22 protein-coding genes and 1 pseudogene are annotated in these 18,038 nt (G+C 71.8%); 7 read left to right on the forward strand and 16 right to left on the reverse strand.

The features are described from left to right. Window positions 1-27: 27 nt before the first annotated feature. The 4 genes from JEQ17_RS10290 to JEQ17_RS10305 all read right to left on the reverse strand — a co-directional run bounded on the left by JEQ17_RS10290 (window position 28) and on the right by JEQ17_RS10305 (window position 4,218). Window positions 28-1,128, reverse strand: a complete 1,101-nt coding sequence (locus tag JEQ17_RS10290; protein WP_200394955.1) for an MBL fold metallo-hydrolase — start codon at window positions 1,126-1,128, stop codon at window positions 28-30. After that, the gene (locus JEQ17_RS10295) at window positions 1,125-2,366 is read right to left on the reverse strand and encodes an aminotransferase class I/II-fold pyridoxal phosphate-dependent enzyme (protein WP_200394956.1); all 1,242 of its coding nucleotides are present in this window, start codon (window positions 2,364-2,366) and stop codon (window positions 1,125-1,127) included. The genes JEQ17_RS10290 and JEQ17_RS10295 overlap by 4 nt, the downstream gene beginning before the upstream one ends. 174 nt (window positions 2,367-2,540) lie before the next feature. Further along, entirely contained in the window at window positions 2,541-3,305 is a 765-nt protein-coding gene (locus JEQ17_RS10300) for a hypothetical protein (protein WP_325176249.1), read from the reverse strand. A 196-nt stretch (window positions 3,306-3,501) separates the two neighbouring features. Further along, window positions 3,502-4,218 (reverse strand): ANTAR domain-containing response regulator, encoded by a 717-nt coding sequence (locus tag JEQ17_RS10305; protein ID WP_200394957.1) that lies wholly within the window; start codon window positions 4,216-4,218, stop codon window positions 3,502-3,504. Between the two features lie 111 nt (window positions 4,219-4,329). On the opposite strand from JEQ17_RS10305, the gene JEQ17_RS10310 reads away from it, so the two are divergent. Next, window positions 4,330-5,460, forward strand: a complete 1,131-nt coding sequence (locus JEQ17_RS10310) for a GAF domain-containing protein (RefSeq protein ID WP_200394958.1) — start codon at window positions 4,330-4,332, stop codon at window positions 5,458-5,460. A 97-nt stretch (window positions 5,461-5,557) separates the two neighbouring features. Here JEQ17_RS10310 and JEQ17_RS10315 read toward each other — a convergent pair whose 3' ends face one another. After that, complete coding sequence (locus JEQ17_RS10315; protein ID WP_200394959.1) at window positions 5,558-6,349, reverse strand: RNA polymerase sigma factor SigF; 792 nt, start codon at window positions 6,347-6,349, stop codon at window positions 5,558-5,560. Between the two features lie 214 nt (window positions 6,350-6,563). Beyond that, entirely contained in the window at window positions 6,564-6,725 is a 162-nt protein-coding gene (locus tag JEQ17_RS10320) for a hypothetical protein (RefSeq protein ID WP_200402110.1), read from the reverse strand. 196 nt (window positions 6,726-6,921) lie between these two features. On the opposite strand from JEQ17_RS10320, the gene JEQ17_RS10325 reads away from it, so the two are divergent. The 3 genes from JEQ17_RS10325 (at window position 6,922) to JEQ17_RS10335 (ending at window position 8,510) form a co-directional block, all read left to right on the forward strand. Next, window positions 6,922-7,320 carry a DUF2795 domain-containing protein gene (locus JEQ17_RS10325; protein WP_200394960.1) on the forward strand — a complete coding sequence of 133 codons (399 nt, stop codon included), beginning with the start codon at window positions 6,922-6,924 and terminating at the stop codon, window positions 7,318-7,320. Window positions 7,321-7,424: 104 nt separating this feature from the next. Further along, window positions 7,425-7,865, forward strand: coding sequence for a CBS domain-containing protein (locus JEQ17_RS10330; RefSeq protein WP_200394961.1), 441 nt, complete (start codon window positions 7,425-7,427; stop codon window positions 7,863-7,865). A gap of 105 nt (window positions 7,866-7,970) precedes the next feature. Further along, complete coding sequence (locus JEQ17_RS10335; protein WP_200394962.1) at window positions 7,971-8,510, forward strand: type 1 glutamine amidotransferase domain-containing protein; 540 nt, start codon at window positions 7,971-7,973, stop codon at window positions 8,508-8,510. A gap of 90 nt (window positions 8,511-8,600) precedes the next feature. Here JEQ17_RS10335 and JEQ17_RS10340 read toward each other — a convergent pair whose 3' ends face one another. Beyond that, on the reverse strand, window positions 8,601-8,837 hold the full coding sequence (locus tag JEQ17_RS10340; protein ID WP_200394963.1) for a DUF6158 family protein: 237 nt from the start codon (window positions 8,835-8,837) through the stop codon (window positions 8,601-8,603). A gap of 154 nt (window positions 8,838-8,991) precedes the next feature. Then, window positions 8,992-10,611: an ABC-F family ATP-binding cassette domain-containing protein gene (locus tag JEQ17_RS10345; RefSeq protein WP_200394964.1), complete on the reverse strand. Its 1,620-nt coding sequence runs from the start codon at window positions 10,609-10,611 to the stop codon at window positions 8,992-8,994. A 198-nt stretch (window positions 10,612-10,809) separates the two neighbouring features. Here JEQ17_RS10345 and JEQ17_RS10350 point away from each other — a divergent pair, with 198 nt between their 5' ends. From JEQ17_RS10350 to JEQ17_RS10360, 3 genes are all read left to right on the forward strand, one after another. Beyond that, window positions 10,810-12,303: a bifunctional phosphatase PAP2/diacylglycerol kinase family protein gene (locus JEQ17_RS10350; protein WP_200394965.1), complete on the forward strand. Its 1,494-nt coding sequence runs from the start codon at window positions 10,810-10,812 to the stop codon at window positions 12,301-12,303. 129 nt (window positions 12,304-12,432) lie between these two features. Next, entirely contained in the window at window positions 12,433-13,248 is an 816-nt protein-coding gene (locus JEQ17_RS10355) for a class I SAM-dependent methyltransferase (RefSeq protein ID WP_200394966.1), read from the forward strand. Between the two features lie 43 nt (window positions 13,249-13,291). Next, window positions 13,292-13,462 carry a hypothetical protein gene (locus tag JEQ17_RS10360; RefSeq protein ID WP_055615376.1) on the forward strand — a complete coding sequence of 57 codons (171 nt, stop codon included), beginning with the start codon at window positions 13,292-13,294 and terminating at the stop codon, window positions 13,460-13,462. A 32-nt stretch (window positions 13,463-13,494) separates the two neighbouring features. On the opposite strand, the pseudogene JEQ17_RS49950 reads toward JEQ17_RS10360, so the two are convergent. The 8 genes and pseudogenes from JEQ17_RS49950 to JEQ17_RS10395 all read right to left on the reverse strand — a co-directional run. Continuing rightward, window positions 13,495-13,575, reverse strand: a pseudogene (locus JEQ17_RS49950) (gas vesicle protein K); the annotation flags it as partial. A gap of 35 nt (window positions 13,576-13,610) precedes the next feature. Further along, window positions 13,611-14,285, reverse strand: a complete 675-nt coding sequence (locus tag JEQ17_RS10365) for a GvpL/GvpF family gas vesicle protein (RefSeq protein WP_200394967.1) — start codon at window positions 14,283-14,285, stop codon at window positions 13,611-13,613. 252 nt (window positions 14,286-14,537) lie between these two features. Beyond that, window positions 14,538-14,957: a gas vesicle protein K gene (locus JEQ17_RS10370; RefSeq protein WP_234048143.1), complete on the reverse strand. Its 420-nt coding sequence runs from the start codon at window positions 14,955-14,957 to the stop codon at window positions 14,538-14,540. Continuing rightward, the gene (locus JEQ17_RS10375; protein ID WP_234048144.1) at window positions 14,954-15,139 is read right to left on the reverse strand and encodes a gas vesicle protein; all 186 of its coding nucleotides are present in this window, start codon (window positions 15,137-15,139) and stop codon (window positions 14,954-14,956) included. Before JEQ17_RS10375 ends, JEQ17_RS10370 begins: the two co-directional genes overlap by 4 nt. Then, entirely contained in the window at window positions 15,136-15,981 is an 846-nt protein-coding gene (locus JEQ17_RS10380; RefSeq protein WP_200394968.1) for a GvpL/GvpF family gas vesicle protein, read from the reverse strand. Before JEQ17_RS10380 ends, JEQ17_RS10375 begins: the two co-directional genes overlap by 4 nt. Beyond that, on the reverse strand, window positions 15,971-16,336 hold the full coding sequence (locus tag JEQ17_RS10385; protein ID WP_200394969.1) for a gas vesicle protein: 366 nt from the start codon (window positions 16,334-16,336) through the stop codon (window positions 15,971-15,973). Before JEQ17_RS10385 ends, JEQ17_RS10380 begins: the two co-directional genes overlap by 11 nt. After that, on the reverse strand, window positions 16,333-16,620 hold the full coding sequence (locus JEQ17_RS10390) for a gas vesicle protein GvpG (protein WP_200394970.1): 288 nt from the start codon (window positions 16,618-16,620) through the stop codon (window positions 16,333-16,335). The genes JEQ17_RS10385 and JEQ17_RS10390 overlap by 4 nt, the downstream gene beginning before the upstream one ends. A gap of 56 nt (window positions 16,621-16,676) precedes the next feature. Beyond that, a complete protein-coding gene (locus JEQ17_RS10395) occupies window positions 16,677-17,390 on the reverse strand; it encodes a GvpL/GvpF family gas vesicle protein (RefSeq protein WP_200394971.1) in 714 nt (237 codons plus the stop codon). Window positions 17,391-18,038: the final 648 nt, after the last annotated feature.

Genomic DNA, 18,038 nt, shown 5'->3' on the forward strand with positions numbered 1-18,038 from the left:
GCCTTGGAAGAACCCGACAGAGGCGCCTCAGTCGAGCACCCTTGACGCGCCCACCGGCAGGTCCCAGAGGTTTTCCCTTGTCAGGCCTGCTTTTTCCCAGGCCGTACGTACTCGCGTCAGGGGTTCCAGGACCGGTTCTGCGGAGAGGACGAAGGTGGCCCAGTGCATGGGGGCCATGCGGTGGGCGCCGAGATCCTGGGTGGCTCGGACCGCGTCCTCGGGGTCGCAGTGGACGTCGCTGAGCCACCAGCGGGGGTTGTACGCGCCGATGGGGAGCAGGGCCAGGTCGATGCCGGGGTAGCGGGCGCCGATGTGGGAGAACCAGTGGCCGTATCCCGTGTCGCCCGCGAAGTACACGCGCCGGCCGTCGGACGCGGTCAGGACCCAGCCGCCCCACAGGGTGCGGCAGGTGTCGTGGAGGCTGCGCTTGGACCAGTGGTGGGCCGGTACGAAGTCGAAGCGGACTCCGCCCAGTTCGGCCGCCTCCCACCAGTCCAGCTCGGTGACGTGCGAGAAGCGGCGGCGCCTGAACCAGCTGCCGAGCCCGGCCGGGACGAACACCGGGGTGTCGCGCGGGAGTCGGCGCAGCGTCGGCGCGTCCAGGTGGTCGTAGTGGTTGTGGCTGATGACGACCGCGTCGACGCGCGGCAGTGCGCTCCAGGCCACGCCGACGGGCGTGATCCGGGCGGGAGTTCCGAGGATCTTGCGGGACCACACCGGGTCGGTGAGCACGGTGAGACCACCGATCCGGACCACCCAACTGGCGTGCCCCGCCCAGGAGACGGCGATCGTGCGCGCGTCCACCCGGGGCAACGGGCCCGGCTCGTACGGAAGTCGGGGAATGTCGGCGAGGCCCTCCGGGTCGGGCCGCAGCGCGCCCTCGCGGGCGAACCGGGCGAAGCCCCTCAGGCCCGGCAGCGGGGCGGTCAGCCGGTCCGCGAACGAGCGGGGCCAGGCGCGGCGTTCGCCGAGCGGACGGGGTTCGGCGAGGGGCCGGGGCCCGGCGGGCGGAGTTCCGACGGCGGGTACGAACGCGGCGGAGGACACGGAGGACAGAGGTGAGGGCGACGCAGGGACGTCGGCGTCCGTGGTCGTGGTGGTCGTGGTCGACTCGGACTGCTGCGTCATCGAGGGGACTCCCGTCGCCGAGCGTCATCGTCATCGCGGAGATCGGCGAATGCCGAGCCCAGCAGACTCAACGCGCGTTCCACATGCGGCAATTCCAGAGGTTCCGGTGACGTGAGAGACGCCATTCGCTGCTCGTGGGTTGTGCCGAGGAACGGGCCGGTGGCCAGGCGTACGCGCAGTGCGCCGAGGTCGTCGCCGAAGCGGTGGCCGCCGGGCACGGGCATGCCGAGGCGGTCGGTGAGGAAGTCCTCCAGTTCCTGGGCGTCGCCGACACCGCGAGCGGTGAGCGCGGAGCGCAGCGGGCCGAGGTCCGCGTACAGATGGCGGCCCGCGCGCGGGGGTCTGGCGAGGGCGCCCGCGGCCACGAGGACGTGGTGCGCGGCGGTGGCCACGCGCCCGTGCAGGCGTACCGACGCGGCGAGGCGCCGCGTGATGTCGTCGGGCTCGCCGAGCGCGTACGCGGCTGCCGCGGCGACCGGGGCCGCGATCCGGGCGTCGAGCGCGGTCAGTACGTCGAGGACGCGGTCGTGCAGCCGGGTGCCGGTGTCGTTGGCGGGGAAGCGGGCGATCGCGGCGGGCCAGCCGGGTGGCAGGAAGGGTCCCGCGAGGTCGGTCAGGACCGTGACGTGCTCCGGCAGCATCTCGGCGGGGCTCAGGAACACGGTGTCGTGCGGTTCGTGCAGGGTGTCGCGCCAGGTCTCGTCGCTGATCACGTGCAGCCCCTCGCCCACGGCCGCCTCGATGGCCTCGTGCACCACCTCGGGCGGTGCGACGGTGGCGGTGGGGTCGTCGGCGACGGACAGGACGAGCAGCCGCGGGTCGCCGCCCTCGGCGCGTACTCGGCGCACTGTCTCCAGGAGGGCGTACGGGTCCGGGACGCCGCCGCACTCGGCGGGTGTCCCCACGTGGAAGACGGATCTGCCCAACAGGCGTGCCTGCGGCGCCCACCAGGCCGCGCAGGGGCGCGGCACGAGAACGTCGCCGCCGAGCGCGGCGGTCAGTGCGAGGAGCAGTGCGGGGGCGCCGGGCGCTGCGGCCGTCCGGTCGCGGTCGGCGGAGAGTCCGCGCCGGGCCCAGTGGGCGAGGGCGGCGTCCAGGAGTGCGGGTCCCCCGCCGGTCGGTTCGGTGTGCGCGCCGGTCGCGGCCGCGGCGAGTCCGGGCGGCACCGGCAGGTCCTGGCCGGGGAGCGGTGGGCCGTAGCGGACGGGGCCGTGGCCTTCCGGATCGGTCCGCCGCATATGTGCCTCCGCGCAGTGATCCGCGGACCGGCCGTCGTTCCGTGGACCGCGCCTCCGTGGATCGCCGATCCGTGGACGCCGGTCCGTGGTCCGTCGTGGTTCCCACGGTGCCTGTCGTGCCCCTGTGCTTCGAGTATCCAAGGCTCTGCTTACCCAGTGGATCGGGTCGCCAACTCAGCCGTTCGAGGAGGACTCCCGGCGGAGCAGTCTGTGGGCGGCGGCGCCGGCCGCGCCCGCGATGAGGACTCCGCCCGTGACCAGGGCGAGGGTGGAGTCGGTGAAGGTGCCTCCCTCGCCCGCCTGCACCCCGTGCTTGACCGCGGCTCCGCCGTCACGGGAGTCCTCGAGACGGGATGCGTCGTGGGAGCCCTCGCGGGAGGCGTCACGCGAGCCGTCACGGGAGGCATCGCCCGAGCCGTCACGGGAGGCGTCGCCCGAGCCCTCGCGGGAGCCGTCGCGGGACGCCGTGAAGGACGCGCTCCACTGCTTGCCCTGGCCACCGGGCGCGGCCGGGCAGGTGCCGTCGACGCTCCAGTCGGAGCCCTTGCCTGCCGCGTCGTCCCTGCCGACGGCACCGTCCTTGCCGACGGTGTCGTCCTTGGCGAGGGTGTCGGGCCCGCCCTCCTCGAAGTTCTCGGCGGGTGCGATACGGGCGGTGCCGCTGTAGGCCGGGCCGCCCGCGGCGTCCTCCTCGCCTCCGGTCCTGTGCAGCTGGACGGTGCCGTGCTCGAAGGCCCGCGAGGTGGCGTCGATGGTCTCGGGCGCCGGACCGCCCGTCGGTTCGCAGGCCACGGAGACGGTGACCGTGCCGCCCGGGGCCACCGTGCGGGGGCTGACCTCCGCCCCCGGGTTCTCGGCGGCCGCCGCGGTGGTGGTGCCCAGGGCTACGGCGGTGAGGGCGGTGGCGGACAGGGCGCGGACGGTACGGCGCATGCGCATGGGCTCGGGCTCCTTCGGCCGGCGGCTGGGGACCCCCACGCCCGTGGACGGCGGCGGAGGCGGGGCACGACCGACATGCCCCGCAGCCCATCAGAGCCCGGCCGCCGCCCGGGCGCGCGCGGCCGGACACCATTCGTGCCACACGGACGCCCGAGCGGGTGACACGTCACGGACGACGTACCGGTGCGGTTCGACGTCAGTTCGACAGGGAGACCAGCTCCTGTTCCAGGCCGCGGCCGCGTGAGTCCACGAGGGCCGAGGCGACCTCGGACAGTTTGCGGTTGGTGCCCTGCGAGATGCGGCGCAGGACCTTGAAGGCCGCGTCCGCGTCGCAGGCCAGCACATGCATGACGATGCCGCACGCCTGGTCGACGACGGGGCGGGTGCGCATCGCGGCGCCGAGCTGGTCGAGCTCGGTGAGCGCGGCGCGGTAGGAGCGGTCACGGACGAGAGCGGTCGCGGCGAGATCACCGAGAGCCCGGGCGGGCCCGTGCGGGGCGTCCTCCAGGCCGCCCGCACGGAAGCTGTAGAGGCTGAGGGTGACCGTCAGGCCCGCCCGGCGAAAGGGAAGGGTGACACTGGAGCGCACGCCGGAGTCCAGCGCCATGGCCCGGTACTGCGGCCAGCGCTCCTCGCGCAGCAGGTCGCCCGACTCGACGGGCTCACCGCGCTCCAGTGCGGCCGGGATCGGGCCCTCGCCGGAGCGGAGCTGCATCGAGACGAGCGCGGCGAGATCCGGGTGCGTCACCGCGGCCGGCCTCTCCGTGCCGCCGTCGGAGACGGTGGTGCCCGCGCCGCAGCAGTCCGTCGTGCAGCGGACGGCCTGCTCGGCGAGTTCCGACAGCCGACGACCCGGAAGTGCAGATTCCGGAGATGCCGTCCCGCGGTGGCCGAGATGTTCCGTATCCGGCATGTTTCGCACCTCCTCGTTCCTCCGCCTTCCCGCTCACCTGCGGAGAAAACGACGTCGAGGCGTTCCACCCCGGCCTCCCCGGGCGCGCTCGTGACGAGCTACGTTCATGGCATGGCGCAGACGGAAGAATTCGGTGAGGAACTTGCGGATTTCGTGCGCCGTGTCGCGGAGTTGAAGGCGGCACGGTCCGTGCCCCACGACGACCTGCCCACCGTGCTGGACACTGCGATCTTCGAACTCGACCATGTGGCCGACCAGTTGTGGCCGTGGTACGAGCGCCTCACGGCAACCGGCACGGCGACCACGTCCTCCGCCGACCGTCAGGAACAGCAGCTCCTGAAGGGGATCTTCCAACGGCTGCCGCTGCCCGTCGCGCTGATCGACCGCGAGACGGTGGTCCGCAGGCTGAACTTCGCGGGAACCAACTTCACGGGTGTCAGGGCGGGTTACGCGACGGGCCGCCCGCTCACCGGCTTCCTCGCACACCCGGACCGGGCCGCGTTCCGCTCGCAGACCGCAGCGGTGGCACGCGGTGACGGCGACCGCAGTCTCACGGTCCATCTTCAGCAGCGCCCCGATGTTCCCGTGCACGCGACACTCACCGCGCTGCGGCCGGGCGGCGAGCCGCGTACCGCCGTACTCGTGGTGCTCCAGTCCGCCGGAGCACGGACACCGTCGGCCGGGGGCGGCCCCGGCCCCGTGCCGGACCTCGGCGAGACGACACGGCACGCGACGCTGATGGACCTGCTGGACGAGATGACCACGGCCCTGCTCAGCGAGCCCGCCAGGACCCGGGCCGCCGTGCTGGAGCGGGCGGCCCGGGTGCTGCACGGGCGGTTCGCGGACTGGGTGGTGGCGGACGAGGGAGCCGTACAGCTGTGCCGTACGACCGTCCTCGGACCGGCGGACCAGCGGGACGTACGGGCCGAGGACCTGGAGGCGCAGAACCCTGCCGCGTGCCCCCTCGTGGTCGAGGCGGCACGCGGCGGTTCCACGGCCCTTCAGGTACGCCCGGAGGACCCGGACGCCTTCGGCCGCGACGCCTCCGACGCCCCCGTCCTGGTCCGCGCGAACGTCACGTCCCTCCTCTGCGTCCCCCTCACCCTCGACGGCGCGGTCCAGGGCGTCCTCACCCTCTTCCGCACCGGCCCCCGCCTGGCCTTCTCCATGGCAGAGGCCCAGACAATGGACATGATGTCCCGCCACATAGCCCTGACGATGGCCAACTTGGACCGAAGGTAGCTCGGGCGCCCTTCAGGGGCGCGGGGAACTGCGCGACCAGCCACAACGAACCCGCAGCCGACAACGAGACCGCAGCCCCCGCCAAACCGCCGGAGGCTCACGCAACGTCTTGCAGAACCTGCTCCCGCAACCGACTGCAACACCGGCTGATCAGCCGGGACACGTGCATCTGCGAGATCCCGAGCTGCTCCGCGATCCGACTCTGCGTCATGTCCGCGAAGAACCGCATGTACAGGATGGCCTGTTCACGCTCGGGCAACGCCTGCAACCGCGGCTTGACCGCCTCACGGTCGATGACGATGTCGAGCGCCGGATCGGCCGAGCCGAGCGCGTCGCTCAGCGAGTATCCGTCCTCGCTGCCCGGGAGTTCGGCGTCGAGCGAGAGCGCCGTGAAGCTCTCCAGGGCCTCCAGACCGGCGCGTACGTCGTCCTCGCTCATCTGCGCGTGCTCGGCGATCTCGGCGACCGTGGGCCGGCGGCCCGGGATGGTCTGGGAGAGGTCCTGGCGGGCGAAGCGGACGCGGTTGCGCAGGTCCTGGACCCGGCGGGGTACGTGCAGGGTCCACATGTGGTCACGGAAGTGGCGCTTCACCTCACCCGTGATGGTCGGTACGGCATAGCTCTCGAAGGCGTTGCCGAGTTCGGGGTCGTAGCGGTCGACGGCCTTGACCAGGCCCATGGCAGCGACCTGCCGCAGGTCGTCGTAGCTCTCGCCGCGGTTCCGGAATCGGCCTGCCAGGCGGTTCGCCATGGGCAGCCAGGCCTCGATGATCTGCTCTCGGAGAGTGTCGCGCAGCCGGCCCGGAGGCAACGAAGCGAGCCTGCGGAAGTCCTCCGCGGTGTCCGGGGCGTCGTCATGAGGGTGCTTGGCGCTCGCGTGAGTTCGCATGGTGCGTGCAACTCCCTTGAGTGGTGCCTTGGTTGGGCGGTCACCGTGGGAGCGCACCCCGTAGCCGGACGGGCACACCCGTGGTGGGGGATACACCGCTCCCACGGACGTGCCTCCTGTCCGAAGCACTGTGCTTCGCCTGCCCCTCGACCTGCCCTGCAAACGCGACTTGCCCGGCTCAATGGCTCAGCGGGTCGGTCAGCGGGTCGGTCGCTCAGTGGCTCAGCGTGGCGCCGTCGGTCGTGCCCGGCCGCTGGGCGGGCCGAGCCGGCGGAAGCAGCCAGTCCTCGTTCGGGAGCAGCCATTCCTCGTAGCGGCCGAGTGCCAGGACGACGCCGAGCATCAGGACCGGAATGATCACAGCGACTACCGCCATGGTCCCGTCCTTCCCCAAAGGGATCGCAGTGGAGGGTGGAGGCCGAGTCTCCCGGTCGCGGGCGGACAAACCTCCTGCGCACAGGCCGGTGCCAACCCGATGCCCGTGCCACTGCAAACCCCCGGTGCAAACCGTCCGTGTCGATGTTCGGGAGACGGGTACGCGTGGGTCCACCCGCGAACATCTGGAGGGACACATGGAGCGAGGCAGCAACCGCCTCAGCGTCCACCGGGACGACGAGATGAAGCACGAACTGCAGGGCCTGCTGAGGTCCGGCCGGCCGACCCGCGTGGAGGAGTGGCACGATCCGGAGCCGATCGCCGACGACGATCCGCCGGTCGCCGGTGGCCCGGTGACGCCGGGCTCGGACCGCGGCTCCCTGGCCGCCGTCCGCCTGGATCTGGCGCGCCACCTGGGACGTACGTCGTTCCCCGCGGGTCCCCGTGAGCTGACGGGCGTCCTGCGGGCCCAGTACGCGCCGGACGCGCTCGTCGAAGCGCTGGAGCGACTGCCGGGCGGTGCGCGCTACGCGAACGCGCAGGAACTGGCCGAGGCCGTCGTGCGCTCCGCGGAGACCGGGTCGAAGGCGCCCTGAGAGCTCGCCGGACGCATGGCCGGCCGTCTCAGGGGTACTGCGGGCGACGTCAGGCCGACATGGCCGTACCCCTTTGCAGGGGAACGCAGGAAAGGCCCACAGCCATGGCTGTTTTCGTGAGGGAAGTCATGACGCCAGGCGTCGTCTCGGTCCGCCCGGACGCCTCGCTCGTCGAAGCCGCCCAGCTCATGCGGGCCCAGGACATCGGTGATGTCCTGGTGGCGGGCGACCACGCGCTCATCGGCGTCCTGACCGACCGCGACATCGCGCTGCGCGCGGTCGCGAACGGTGTCGACCCGCTGACGGTGAGCGCCCGGTCGGTCTGCACGCCCGATCCGGTCGTGGTGAGCCCCGACGACGGGGTGGCCGCGGCGGTCGCGCTGATGCGCGACCACGCCGTGCGCCGCCTCCCGGTCGTCGAGGACGGCCGGGCGGTCGGCATGGTCAGCCTGGGCGACCTGGCCATCTCCGAGAACCCGGATTCGGCCCTCGCGGAGATCAGCCGCGCCGCCCCGGACGGCCGCGGGCACGAGACCCGCGCATGACGCGAACAGAACACGCGGCCGGAGACGAAAGCAGGAGACAACCGCAGGAGACGAGAGCAAAGACCGCGCGACGGACCGCGCGGCCGGAAAGGATGTGGAAGACCCATGCGCATCGCGTTTCTGATGGCGCCGGAGGGCGTCGAGCAGATCGAACTCACCGACCCCTGGCACGCCGTCCACGACGCGGGCGGCGAACCCGTGCTGCTGTCGACGAGGCCGGGGCGGATCCAGGCGTTCAACCATCTCGACAAGGCGGACGTGTTCCCGGTGCAGCAGGTCGTGGGCGATGCCTCGGCCGACTCCTTCGCCGGTCTGGTGCTACCGGGCGGCGTGGCCAATCCGGACGCGCTGCGCATGGACGAACAAGCCGTGTCGTTCGTGCGCGACTTCTTCGAGCAGGGCCGTCCGGTGGCCGCGATCTGTCACGCCCCGTGGACACTGATCGAGGCAGACGTGGTCCGCGGCCGCACCCTCACCTCGTGGCCGAGTCTGCGTACGGACATCGGCAACGCGGGCGGCACCTGGGTCGACGAACAGGTGGTCGTCTGCGAGGCCGGCCCCGCGACCCTCGTCACCAGCCGCAAGCCGGACGACCTCAAGGCGTTCCGCGAGGCGTTCCTGCCGGAGTTCCTGAAGCGAGGCTGACCGCGGCGGCCGTCAGAGGAGGGCCGGCACTGCTTCAGGGCCGCCATCCGGTCGTCGGGGGCGGCCGTTCGGCAGGGCCGGCCGCAGGCGTCACCGGCTCGCGTCAGGATGCCTGTCCCGCGCCCCCGCCCGCGTCCGGCCCAGGGCGACCGGGCGGCGCGGGTTCCGGCGCAGATACTCGCCCTCCAGTTCCGCCATCCGGACGTTGTGCGTGCGCAGCGCGTCGTTCGAGCCGTGCAGCAACGTGTCGTGGCGGGTGCGATGGATCGTCTCCAGCTCTTTCATCAGCTGCTGATCATCCAGGAGGCCCGGGTCGACTCCGGTCATGGCGCTACCCCGATCGTCGTGTCTCCCTCCACCCTACGAACACCCGGGGCACAACGCGCCCCAAAGGGGCGCGGGGCTGTGACATATACGGCTCCGCCGTGCGGGCGCGCCCAGCCCCATCGGCCCCGCAGACAACGAACGACCCTCCAGTTGCCTACCGAACCCGCTCGACCCGCCGCTCATCCCAAACCGGCTCCGCCGACTCCCGCACACGACCGTCGCTGCCGAACACCAGATACCGATCGAACGAACGGGCGAACCAGCGGTCATGCGTGACCGCGAGAACCGTGCCCTGGAAAGCCTCCAGCCCCTCCTGAAGCGCCTCGGCCGACTCCAGGTCGAGGTTGTCCGTGGGCTCGTCCAGCAGCAGCGCCGTACAGCCCTCCAGCTCCAGGAGAAGGATCTGGAAGCGGGCCTGCTGCCCGCCGGAGAGCCGGTCGAAGCGCTGCTCGGCCTGGGCGGTCAGCTCGTAGCGCCGCAGCCGGGACGCGGCGGCACCACGGTCCTGGGAGTGCTCGGACCACAGGATGTCGAGCAGGGTGCGCCCCTCCAGCTCGGGATGGGCGTGGGTCTGCGCGAAGTGGCCGGCCACGACACGCGCACCGAGCTTCCACTCCCCCGTGTGCGTGACGTCTCCGCCCGCGAGGAGCCGCAGGAAATGCGACTTGCCTGAGCCGTTCGAGCCGAGGACGGCGACCCGCTCGCCGTAGAAGACCTCCAGGTCGAAGGGTTTCATCAGCCCGGTGAGTTCGAGCCCCTTGCAGGTCACGGCCCGTACGCCGGTGCGGCCGCCGTGCAGGCGCATGGTGATGTCCTGCTCGCGCGGCGGCTCCGGCGGCGGTCCCGCCTCCTCGAACTTGCGGAGCCTGGTCTGCGCGGCCTGGTAGCGGGAGGCCAGCTCATGGCTGATGGAGGCCGCCTGCCGCAGGTTGAGCACCAGCTTCTTCAGCTGGGCGTGCTTCTCGTCCCAGCGCCGCCGCAGCTCCTCGAAGCGCGCGAAGCGCTCCCGGCGTGCCTCGTGGTACGTGTCGAAGCCGCCGCCGTGCACCCAGGCGTCGGCGCCGGCGGGCCCGGGCTCGACGCTCACGATCTTCTCGGCGGAGCGGGCGAGCAGCTCCCGGTCGTGGGAGACGAACAGGACCGTCTTGCGGGTCTCCCGCAGCCGCTCCTCCAGCCAGCGCTTTCCGGGCACGTCGAGGTAGTTGTCCGGCTCGTCGAGCAGCAGTACCTCGTCGGTGCCGCGCAGCAGGGCCTCCAGGACGAGCCGCTTCTGCTCACCGCCGGAGAGCGTGCGCACCTCGCGGAACTGCGCCTTGTCGTACGGGATGCCGAGCGCGGCCGTGGTGCACATGTCCCAGAGGGTCTCCGCCTCGTACCCCTGGACCTCCGCCCAGTCGGAGAGCGCCTGCGCGTAGCTCATCTGGGCGGCTTCGTCGTCGACGGTCATGATGAGGTGCTCGGCGCGGTCGACGGCCTGGGCGGCCTCCCGGATCCGCGGCTGGGCGACCGACACGAGCAGGTCCCGTACGGTCGACTCGTCCCGTACGGATCCCACGAACTGGCGCATCACGCCGAGACCGCCGCTCACCGTGACGGTGCCGGCGTGCGGCTTGAGCTCGCCGGAGATCAGCCGCAGCAGTGTCGTCTTCCCGGCTCCGTTGGGCCCGACCAGCGCGACCGCGGCCCCTTCGCCCACCCGGAAGGACACATCGCCGAGCAGCGCCCTCCCGTCGGGAAGGTAGTACTCCAGGTGCGCGGCTTCGAGATGTCCCATGGTTGGGCATTGTCCGGGGTGGGCGGGGCGCGCGGCAAACGGGTTACCCGGTCGGCGGCCGCCTCCGCACGCGGGCTCGGACCGGAGCGGCGGTCGGAGCGGCGGACGGAGCGGCGGACGGAGGACAGACACGTCACACAACCCGTTCTCGTCGAACAGACATGCGCGGCGGAGCCCTGTCTGGGTACACGATGGTGCATGACCGCAGACCTGGATCTCACCGTCACCGGACCCGGCCACGCCCTGCGCGACCGGCTGCTGGCCCTCGACTGCCGCCTCTTCGAGGCCGTGGCGGCCCGGCACTGGCCGGGCGCCGACCCGCTGCTGCCGAAGCTGAGCCGCAGCGCGAACCACGGCCTGCTGTGGTTCGGCACGGCGGCGGCGCTGGCGGCGACCCGCTCGCCGCGGGCCCGCCGCGCGGCCGTCCGCGGTGTCGCCTCGCTGGCTCTGGCCTCGGCCACCATCAACACCCTCGGCAAGCGCTCGGTGCGCCGGCCGCGGCCTCTGCTGGACGCGGTGCCGATGGTCCGGCAGCTGAAGCGCCAGCCGATCACCACCTCGTTCCCGTCGGGGCACTCGGCGTCGGCGGCGGCCTTCGCGACGGGTGTCGCGCTGGAGTCCCGCCCCCTGGGCGCGGTGGTGGCCCCGGTGGCCGCCGCGGTGGCCCTCTCCCGTATCTACACGGGCGCGCACTTCCCGAGCGACGTGCTCGTCGGGGCGGCGTTCGGCGCGGGCGCCGCCTTCGCCGTACGCGGACTGGTGCCGACCCGCGACCAGCTGCCGCCTCCCGGCCGTCCGCGCGCGGACGCGCCCGCGCTGCCGGACGGGGAGGGCCTGGTCATGGTGGTCAACAGGGCGGCGGGCAGCTCGGACCGTGTCCGCGCCCTCGGTGACGCCCTGCCGCGCGCCGAGCTCGTGGAGTGCGAACCGGCCGATCTCCGGTCCGAGTTGGAGAAGGCGGCGGCCCGCGCCGAGGTGCTGGGCGTCTGCGGCGGCGACGGCACGGTGAACGCGGCCGCCACGGTGGCCCTGCGTCACGGCCTCCCGCTCGCCGTGCTGCCCGGCGGCACGCTCAACCACTTCGCGCAGGACCTGGGCGTGGAGGACGTACGCGATCTGAGCCAGGCCCTGCGGGAAGGCGATGCCGTACGGGTCGACGTGGGCCTCTTCTCCGCCGACGGCACCGAGGGCTACTTCCTCAACACGTGCAGCCTCGGCGTCTATCCGGAGCTGGTGCGCGAGCGGGACCGCTGGTCGAAGCGGATCGGCGGCTGGCCGGCGGGAGTGGTGGCGACCCTGCGCGTGCTGCGCGCCGACCGGCACCCCCTGAAGGCCGAACTCGGCGGCAAGGAGCACCCGTTGTGGCTCCTGTTCGCCGGAAACGGCACGTACCACCGGATGGGTCCGCTGCCCGCCCGCCGCTACGACCTCGCGGACGGCCGCCTGGACGTACGGGTCGTGCACGGGGGCCGCTTCCCGGCCGTACGCCTCCTCGCGGCGGCCGTCGCCGGGCCTCTCACTCGCTCCCCGGCACACGCGGCGGTCCGCGTCGGCGCGCTCCGCGTGGAGGGCGTCGAGCCCGGCACTCTGCTGGCCTACGACGGCGAGGTCACCACCGTGGAGGGCGAGGTGACGCTGCGGAAGCTGCCCGAGGCACTGACGGTGTACCGGCCGCTCCAGCAGCGACGCTGACCTCACGCGACCGGTCCGCATGGCAAGACGCGGGTCTCATCATTCGACATGGCGGCGTACGGTGACACGTATCGCTCGCGGAGCAGCTCCGCAGGCCCGGTCCGAGGGTTACGAGGGAATGGGGACGCCATGTCGAAGGAGACCGCCGTCTACACGCACGGCCACCACGAGTCCGTGCTGCGCTCGCACACCTGGCGCACCGCCGTGAACTCGGCGGCCTACCTCCTCCCCTCGCTGAAGCCGCACATGAGGATCCTGGACATCGGCTGCGGGCCCGGGACCATCACCGCCGACCTGGCGGAACTGGTCCCGGACGGACACGTCACCGCCGTCGACCACGCGCCGGGCATCCTGGAGCGGGCCCGGGCCACCGCGACCGAACGGGGCCTGGACAACGTCGAGTTCGCGGTCGCTGACGTCCACGCGCTGGAGTATCCGGACGACACCTTCTGCGTCGTCCACGCGCACCAGGTGCTGCAGCACGTGGGCGACCCGGTGCAGGCGCTGCGCGAGATGCACCGGGTCACGAAACCGGGCGGCTTCGTGGCCGTGCGCGACTCGGACTACGCGGCGATGACCTGGTACCCGCTGTCGCGGGGCATGGACGACTGGCTGGACCTCTACCGCCGGGTGGCCCGCGCGAACGGCGGCGAGCCGGACGCCGGGCGGCGCCTGAAATCCTGGGCGCTGACGGCCGGCTTCACCGACATCACGAGTTCGTCGAGCACCTGGTGCTACGCCACCGCCGAGGAGCGCGCCTGGTGGAGCGGTCTGTGGGCGGACCGTACGGTCGCCTCCGCGTACGCGGACCGCGCCACGGAGGGCGGTCACGCGACGGCCGAGCGGCTGGACGCGGTCTCGGAGGCGTGGCGGGAGTGGGGCCGGCAGGAGGACGCCTGGTTCTCCGTCCTGCACGGGGAAATTCTCTGCCGGAAACCGGCCTGAATTCCTTGATCCGGGAAACCCGGCCAGTAGGAGGTAATAAACTATGGTTCCCATCCTGCTGGTACTGCTTCTGGCGCTCATCCTTTTCGGCGCCGGATTCGCGTTGAAAATTCTCTGGTGGATCGCACTGATAGTAATCGTGGTGTGGCTACTGGGATTCCTGGTGCGCGGCACGAGCGCGAGCGGTTCCAGGGGCCGCTGGTATCGCTGGTAGTTCTGCCGGTATTTCCGTATCCACCGGTGGCTCTACACCCTGGGAAGTAGCGGTCCGAGCGGCCCGAGGTCCGGATTCAGGTCCTCGGGCCGCAACCCGTAGCGGTGGAGCAGGTCGACAAGAGCGATCTAGCGGCGTGCCACGACGGTCACGGGTCCTCCCCGCTGAACGAGTAGGCCGCCCAGGGGCCGGTGAGTTCGACACGGAGTCCGGGAAAGCCGTCCTTCGTACGGTCCACCAGTTCCACGAACGCCTCGGATTCCGAACGCGGCACCAGATAGGCGGCGTTCAGTACGTTCCGGCCGGACTCACGGGAGAGCGTCGCGTTCCGCGGCGCATGGATCCGGGAGTCCTCCGCGTACCCGGAAAGGAACTCGTGCAGCCGGCGCGCGAACTGCCCGGCCTGCTCCCATTTCTCCTCTTCCGGCGATTCCACGTACACCTTCACTCCCCACTCGACCCGCCCGTCGAGCCGGTCGAGTGTCCGAAGGAAGGTCTCCTCGCGCTGTTCCATCATCGTGCGGACACCGCTGTCGTCCCGGAACACGGTCGCGAGCCGGAGCGGCAGCGGCGAGGTGACTACGGTGAGCGCGTCGATCACGTTCTGGTGCGCCCGCGCTGTCGCGCCGAGCCAGTCCAGGTCCTCCAGATGGGCCCGCAACGGCCCCTCTGCGAAGTCCCCCTCCGGCACATGACCCACCACGGCGACGAGGCCGTGGTGGGTCAGCTGCTTGGGCGGAACACCCGCGACACCCGTCAGCTGGGCCGACAGCGGTGTGCCGAAGGGTCGGCAGACGGCGTAGACGTAGCGCAGACCACTCATCCCTGAGCTTCCTCCTCCGTGCGTTCGCGCTCGCGCGCGGGTGCGACCTCATGCCCCTGCCCAGCACTCGTCCGAGGATGTCCGCGTGGTCGGCGCCACCGTCGTGCCCACAGGGGTCGGGCAAGCACTGTGCCGTGGTCGCCGACGGCTCCGGGCATGCCGCCGCCGGCCCACGTGTCTCACCACGGGCAAGGTCCCCATCCACAACCAGGCCAACGACCGAGTCGGCCAACAGCCACGGCGAGCACCGTTTCAGTACTGGTGCCCCTCATGCCGCGGCAGGAGGGGACCGAGTGGGCCGAGGTCGAGGTTGAGGTCTTCGGGGCTCAGGCCGTATCGCTCGCGCAGTTCCGTCATGCGGTCGTCGAGGATCATGAGCGTCATGCCGATGCGTTCTTCCTGTTCCTCGGTCAGGTTGTTCCTCTCGACTCGGCGGATGGCCTGCCGTTCCATGAGCTGGCGCAGCAGCTCCACGACGGTGAGCACCAGTCGGACGAGGTCGCGTTCGACCGTGTCCTTGTCCAGGTCGAGGCGTCGGGCCGGGGACTGCCCGGAGTCGGGTGCGGGCGTTGCCTCAGCACCGACAGGAGGCGGAGGTTCCGTATCAGGAGGCGAGGGCGAGGTACGCGAGCCGGGCAGCCGGCCGGGTGCGTGTTCACCGTGTGCTGTCACGGCAGGATTCCTTCCGTGGCTTCCTCGACCGAGGTGAGCAGGGCGCGCAGCGAGACCCTGACCAGTTCCACGTCGGCGATGCAGAGGCTGAGGTCTCCCGTGATGACGACGCCTCCGGCCAGGAGCCGGTCGAGGAGGTCGACGAGGGCGACCTCCGCGTGGGGCGGGACCGCGGCCGTCACGACGTCGTCCGCGGGATCGCGGGGTCCGTCCGTTCGGCCTGTTCCGGCGGGGGCGAGGCGAAGGAGTACGGGGCCCAGGGTCCGGTGATCTCGACCCGGACGCCGACCGTCCCGGCGGCGAGTGCCTCCACGCGCTCCTGGAAGCTCCGCGTGTGCTGTCGCGGGACAAGGTAGGCCGCGTTGACGACGTTCTCCCCCGGTTTCGCGGACAGGGCAGCCGGCTGGGGACGATGGTGCCGGACGCCGGTGGCCAGGTTCGCCTCCGCGAGCGTACGGTCCACGCGTGCGCCGAGGTCCGCGGCGGCCTGGTGAGCCAGTTCGTGGCCCTCCCGGCTCGTGCGGCGCGCGCGCAGGTAGTCGCGCCCGGAGCGTGGCCGGTCTCCGGGGGGCGCGGTCGTGGCAGGCGGGTGGGCGTAGATCTTGACGCCCCATTCGTCGTGGCCCTCCAGCTGGTTCAAGGTGGTGCGGAAGTGGCCGGCGTCGGCGTGCAGTCGTCGCAGCAGGCTGTCGTCGTCGAGGTACACCGTGGCCAGCCGAAGCGGCAGCAATGCCGCATGGGAGGCCAGTGCGGCGATCACCTGGTGATGGTCGCGGGCCAGGCGTTCCAGGTCGGTGATGTCGTCGAGCCGCTGTGCGACGGCCTCCTCGGTGAAGGCGTCGGCGGGTACGTCACTGACGACCGCGGCCGTGTCGGTGCCGCGCAGGATCCGTACCGGCAGACCGTCGACGCCGCACAGTTCTCGGGCGGCCCGCTCGACCGCCTCGTTCCGCAGCAGTACCGCGTACGCGTAGACCGCGTCGGTACGGTCTGCCGGGGGCGGGGTTTCGGGCTCACAGATCATCGGGTTCCTTCAACCGGGCGTTGAGCGACTGGAGTTCGGCGCGAAGACGTGCGTTCTCGGCGGCGAGTTCCTCAGTGTGGGCGGGTTCGGGTGGCGGGGCGGGACGGACCGCGCGCGAGGACAGCGTCGGGTCGTGCTCCCACCAGTCGATGCCCATCTCGCGCGCGGTGTCGACAGAGACGATGAGCAACCGCAGCTTGATGGTGAGGAGTTCGATGTCGAGCAGGTTGATCTTGATGTCTCCTGCGATCACGACCCCTTTGTCGAGGACGCGTTCCAGGATGTCGGCCAGATTGCCCGCGCCGCCCGGTTGGGGCGACAGGGCACCTGAGCGCCGCGCGAGGGCGTCGGTCACTGGGAGCCTTCCTGTAGTACCGGACCGTCGGGGCCTGCCGGATCCTCGCCGCTGCCGGCCGTGATCTCTTCCAGACGATCCAGGAGTTCGTCCTCCCGAAGGCCGAACTCCTCCTCGGTGATACGGCCGGCCAGCAGATCGGCCTCCAGTTCGGCCAGTTCACGGTGGATGGGGGCCGGGTCGGCGTACTGCCGTTCCGCCTCCTGCACCACCTGTTCCAGCACCCAGCCGACCCCGCGCAGCGGAGCCAGTGGCAGGCCGAACAGGCCGCTCAGCAGACCCATACGGCGCCCTCCTTCCGGTAGGGAGGTGGTGGGTGGGGCATGGTGCGGTCACACGGTCAGACGAAGCTGTAGGGCGGAAGAGGACCGGTCACCCGGAGTTCCAGCCCGTGCCCGAGGCTCTCGGCGACCTGGCCCACGGACGCGGCGAACGCGTCGGCCTGCCCGCGTTCGATCAGCAGGCTCACGTTCAGGAAGACCTCGCCCGTCGGGTCACCCGCGGCGATGCGGTGGGCCAGCGGCTCCAGTCGGCGGGCGATGTCCTCGGCATGCCGCGCCTGTAGCGCCTCGACCCCGGCGGCGACGACCGTGCCGAGGGCCACCTGGTCGTCGTGCGTGCCGGTGCCGTCCCGTGTGAGGGCGCTCAGGCGTCGGGCTTCGGCACTGTCCCGCAGGACATCGCGCAGGGCGGTGTCCTCGTCCTGCAGGGCCTTGACGTTGAACTCGACGCGGTCCTCGACCTCTCGGAGCCGATCGGTGAACAACGACTCCTGGTCCGCGAGCGCGCGACGCACCGCGCCGTCGTCGGGGGCAAGCGTGCCGAAGCGCAGGGGCAACACGGCACCCGCGGCACCGAGCATCAGCAGCACTCTCTGATGGGCAATCAGATCTCTTCGCTTGGCGCGTAGTTGGGCCGGCGCCTCGCTGACGACGGCGGCCACCCGGGCGGCACGCACCGCCCTCAAGGGCGCGGGCGAAGCCCCGATTCCGGTGGCACCGTCGACCGGCAGCGGATGGTCCGCGTCCGTGACCGCATAGAGGTAGAGCGGCATCCGTCAGGCCCCCTCGCCCTGCTGCCCCTTGCCGCGCCGGGTCTTGTCGCGTGCGGCGGTGGGAGCCTTCTCTTGGCCGGCCGCGGCCGAACCCGAGGCGTCGGCCGCTTCCTGCGCGGTGGGCTCCGTCACCTGCTCCACACCACCGACATCGTCGGCGGCGGGCACCACGGGATCCGTCACCGGGGCCGCGGTGCCAGCCACTGGAGCCGCGGTACCGGCCACCGGGACGACAGCACTCACGCCGGCCGTTGTCGTCGGGACGACGGCCCCCACCACGGTGTCGGCCGTCCGACCGACTGTGCCGACCACTCCACCGACGGCCGGCGCCACACCGCCGACCACTCCGCCGACAGTCGGCGCCACACTGCCGACCAGTCCCCCGACAGTCGGGGCGACGGCGCCGACGACGCCACCGACCGTCTGTCCGACCGCCCCGAGTGCCTGCCCCACCGTCTGTCCCAGGTTCCCGACCTGCCCGACCGTCTGTCCGAGGTTCCCGACGACCGGGACCACAGCACCGGTACCGGGCGGTCCAGCGGTGACGGGCGGTCCCTGCGTGACGACAGCGCCGGGAGCGGGAACCGCCGCGACGCCCGGCGGGACAGCCAGCTGACCTCCCGGCGCCACGGCAGTGGGCAGGGCCGG

Origin of the sequence: Streptomyces liliifuscus (assembly GCF_016598615.1) — a bacterium.
In the GTDB taxonomy this organism is placed as follows: domain Bacteria; phylum Actinomycetota; class Actinomycetes; order Streptomycetales; family Streptomycetaceae; genus Streptomyces; species Streptomyces liliifuscus.

Coding starts and splice junctions, on each gene's coding strand:
- JEQ17_RS10290 (WP_200394955.1), bottom strand. CDS start 1,128: ATGACGCAGCAGTCCGAGTCGACCACGACCACCACGACCACGGACGCC.
- JEQ17_RS10295 (WP_200394956.1), bottom strand. CDS start 2,366: ATGCGGCGGACCGATCCGGAAGGCCACGGCCCCGTCCGCTACGGCCCA.
- JEQ17_RS10300 (WP_325176249.1), bottom strand. CDS start 3,305: ATGCGCATGCGCCGTACCGTCCGCGCCCTGTCCGCCACCGCCCTCACC.
- JEQ17_RS10305 (WP_200394957.1), bottom strand. CDS start 4,218: ATGCCGGATACGGAACATCTCGGCCACCGCGGGACGGCATCTCCGGAA.
- JEQ17_RS10310 (WP_200394958.1), top strand. CDS start 4,330: ATGGCGCAGACGGAAGAATTCGGTGAGGAACTTGCGGATTTCGTGCGC.
- JEQ17_RS10315 (WP_200394959.1), bottom strand. CDS start 6,349: ATGCGAACTCACGCGAGCGCCAAGCACCCTCATGACGACGCCCCGGAC.
- JEQ17_RS10320 (WP_200402110.1), bottom strand. CDS start 6,725: ATGGCGGTAGTCGCTGTGATCATTCCGGTCCTGATGCTCGGCGTCGTC.
- JEQ17_RS10325 (WP_200394960.1), top strand. CDS start 6,922: ATGGAGCGAGGCAGCAACCGCCTCAGCGTCCACCGGGACGACGAGATG.
- JEQ17_RS10330 (WP_200394961.1), top strand. CDS start 7,425: ATGGCTGTTTTCGTGAGGGAAGTCATGACGCCAGGCGTCGTCTCGGTC.
- JEQ17_RS10335 (WP_200394962.1), top strand. CDS start 7,971: ATGCGCATCGCGTTTCTGATGGCGCCGGAGGGCGTCGAGCAGATCGAA.
- JEQ17_RS10340 (WP_200394963.1), bottom strand. CDS start 8,837: ATGACCGGAGTCGACCCGGGCCTCCTGGATGATCAGCAGCTGATGAAA.
- JEQ17_RS10345 (WP_200394964.1), bottom strand. CDS start 10,611: ATGGGACATCTCGAAGCCGCGCACCTGGAGTACTACCTTCCCGACGGG.
- JEQ17_RS10350 (WP_200394965.1), top strand. CDS start 10,810: ATGACCGCAGACCTGGATCTCACCGTCACCGGACCCGGCCACGCCCTG.
- JEQ17_RS10355 (WP_200394966.1), top strand. CDS start 12,433: ATGTCGAAGGAGACCGCCGTCTACACGCACGGCCACCACGAGTCCGTG.
- JEQ17_RS10360 (WP_055615376.1), top strand. CDS start 13,292: ATGGTTCCCATCCTGCTGGTACTGCTTCTGGCGCTCATCCTTTTCGGC.
- JEQ17_RS10365 (WP_200394967.1), bottom strand. CDS start 14,285: ATGAGTGGTCTGCGCTACGTCTACGCCGTCTGCCGACCCTTCGGCACA.
- JEQ17_RS10380 (WP_200394968.1), bottom strand. CDS start 15,981: ATGATCTGTGAGCCCGAAACCCCGCCCCCGGCAGACCGTACCGACGCG.
- JEQ17_RS10390 (WP_200394970.1), bottom strand. CDS start 16,620: ATGGGTCTGCTGAGCGGCCTGTTCGGCCTGCCACTGGCTCCGCTGCGC.
- JEQ17_RS10395 (WP_200394971.1), bottom strand. CDS start 17,390: ATGCCGCTCTACCTCTATGCGGTCACGGACGCGGACCATCCGCTGCCG.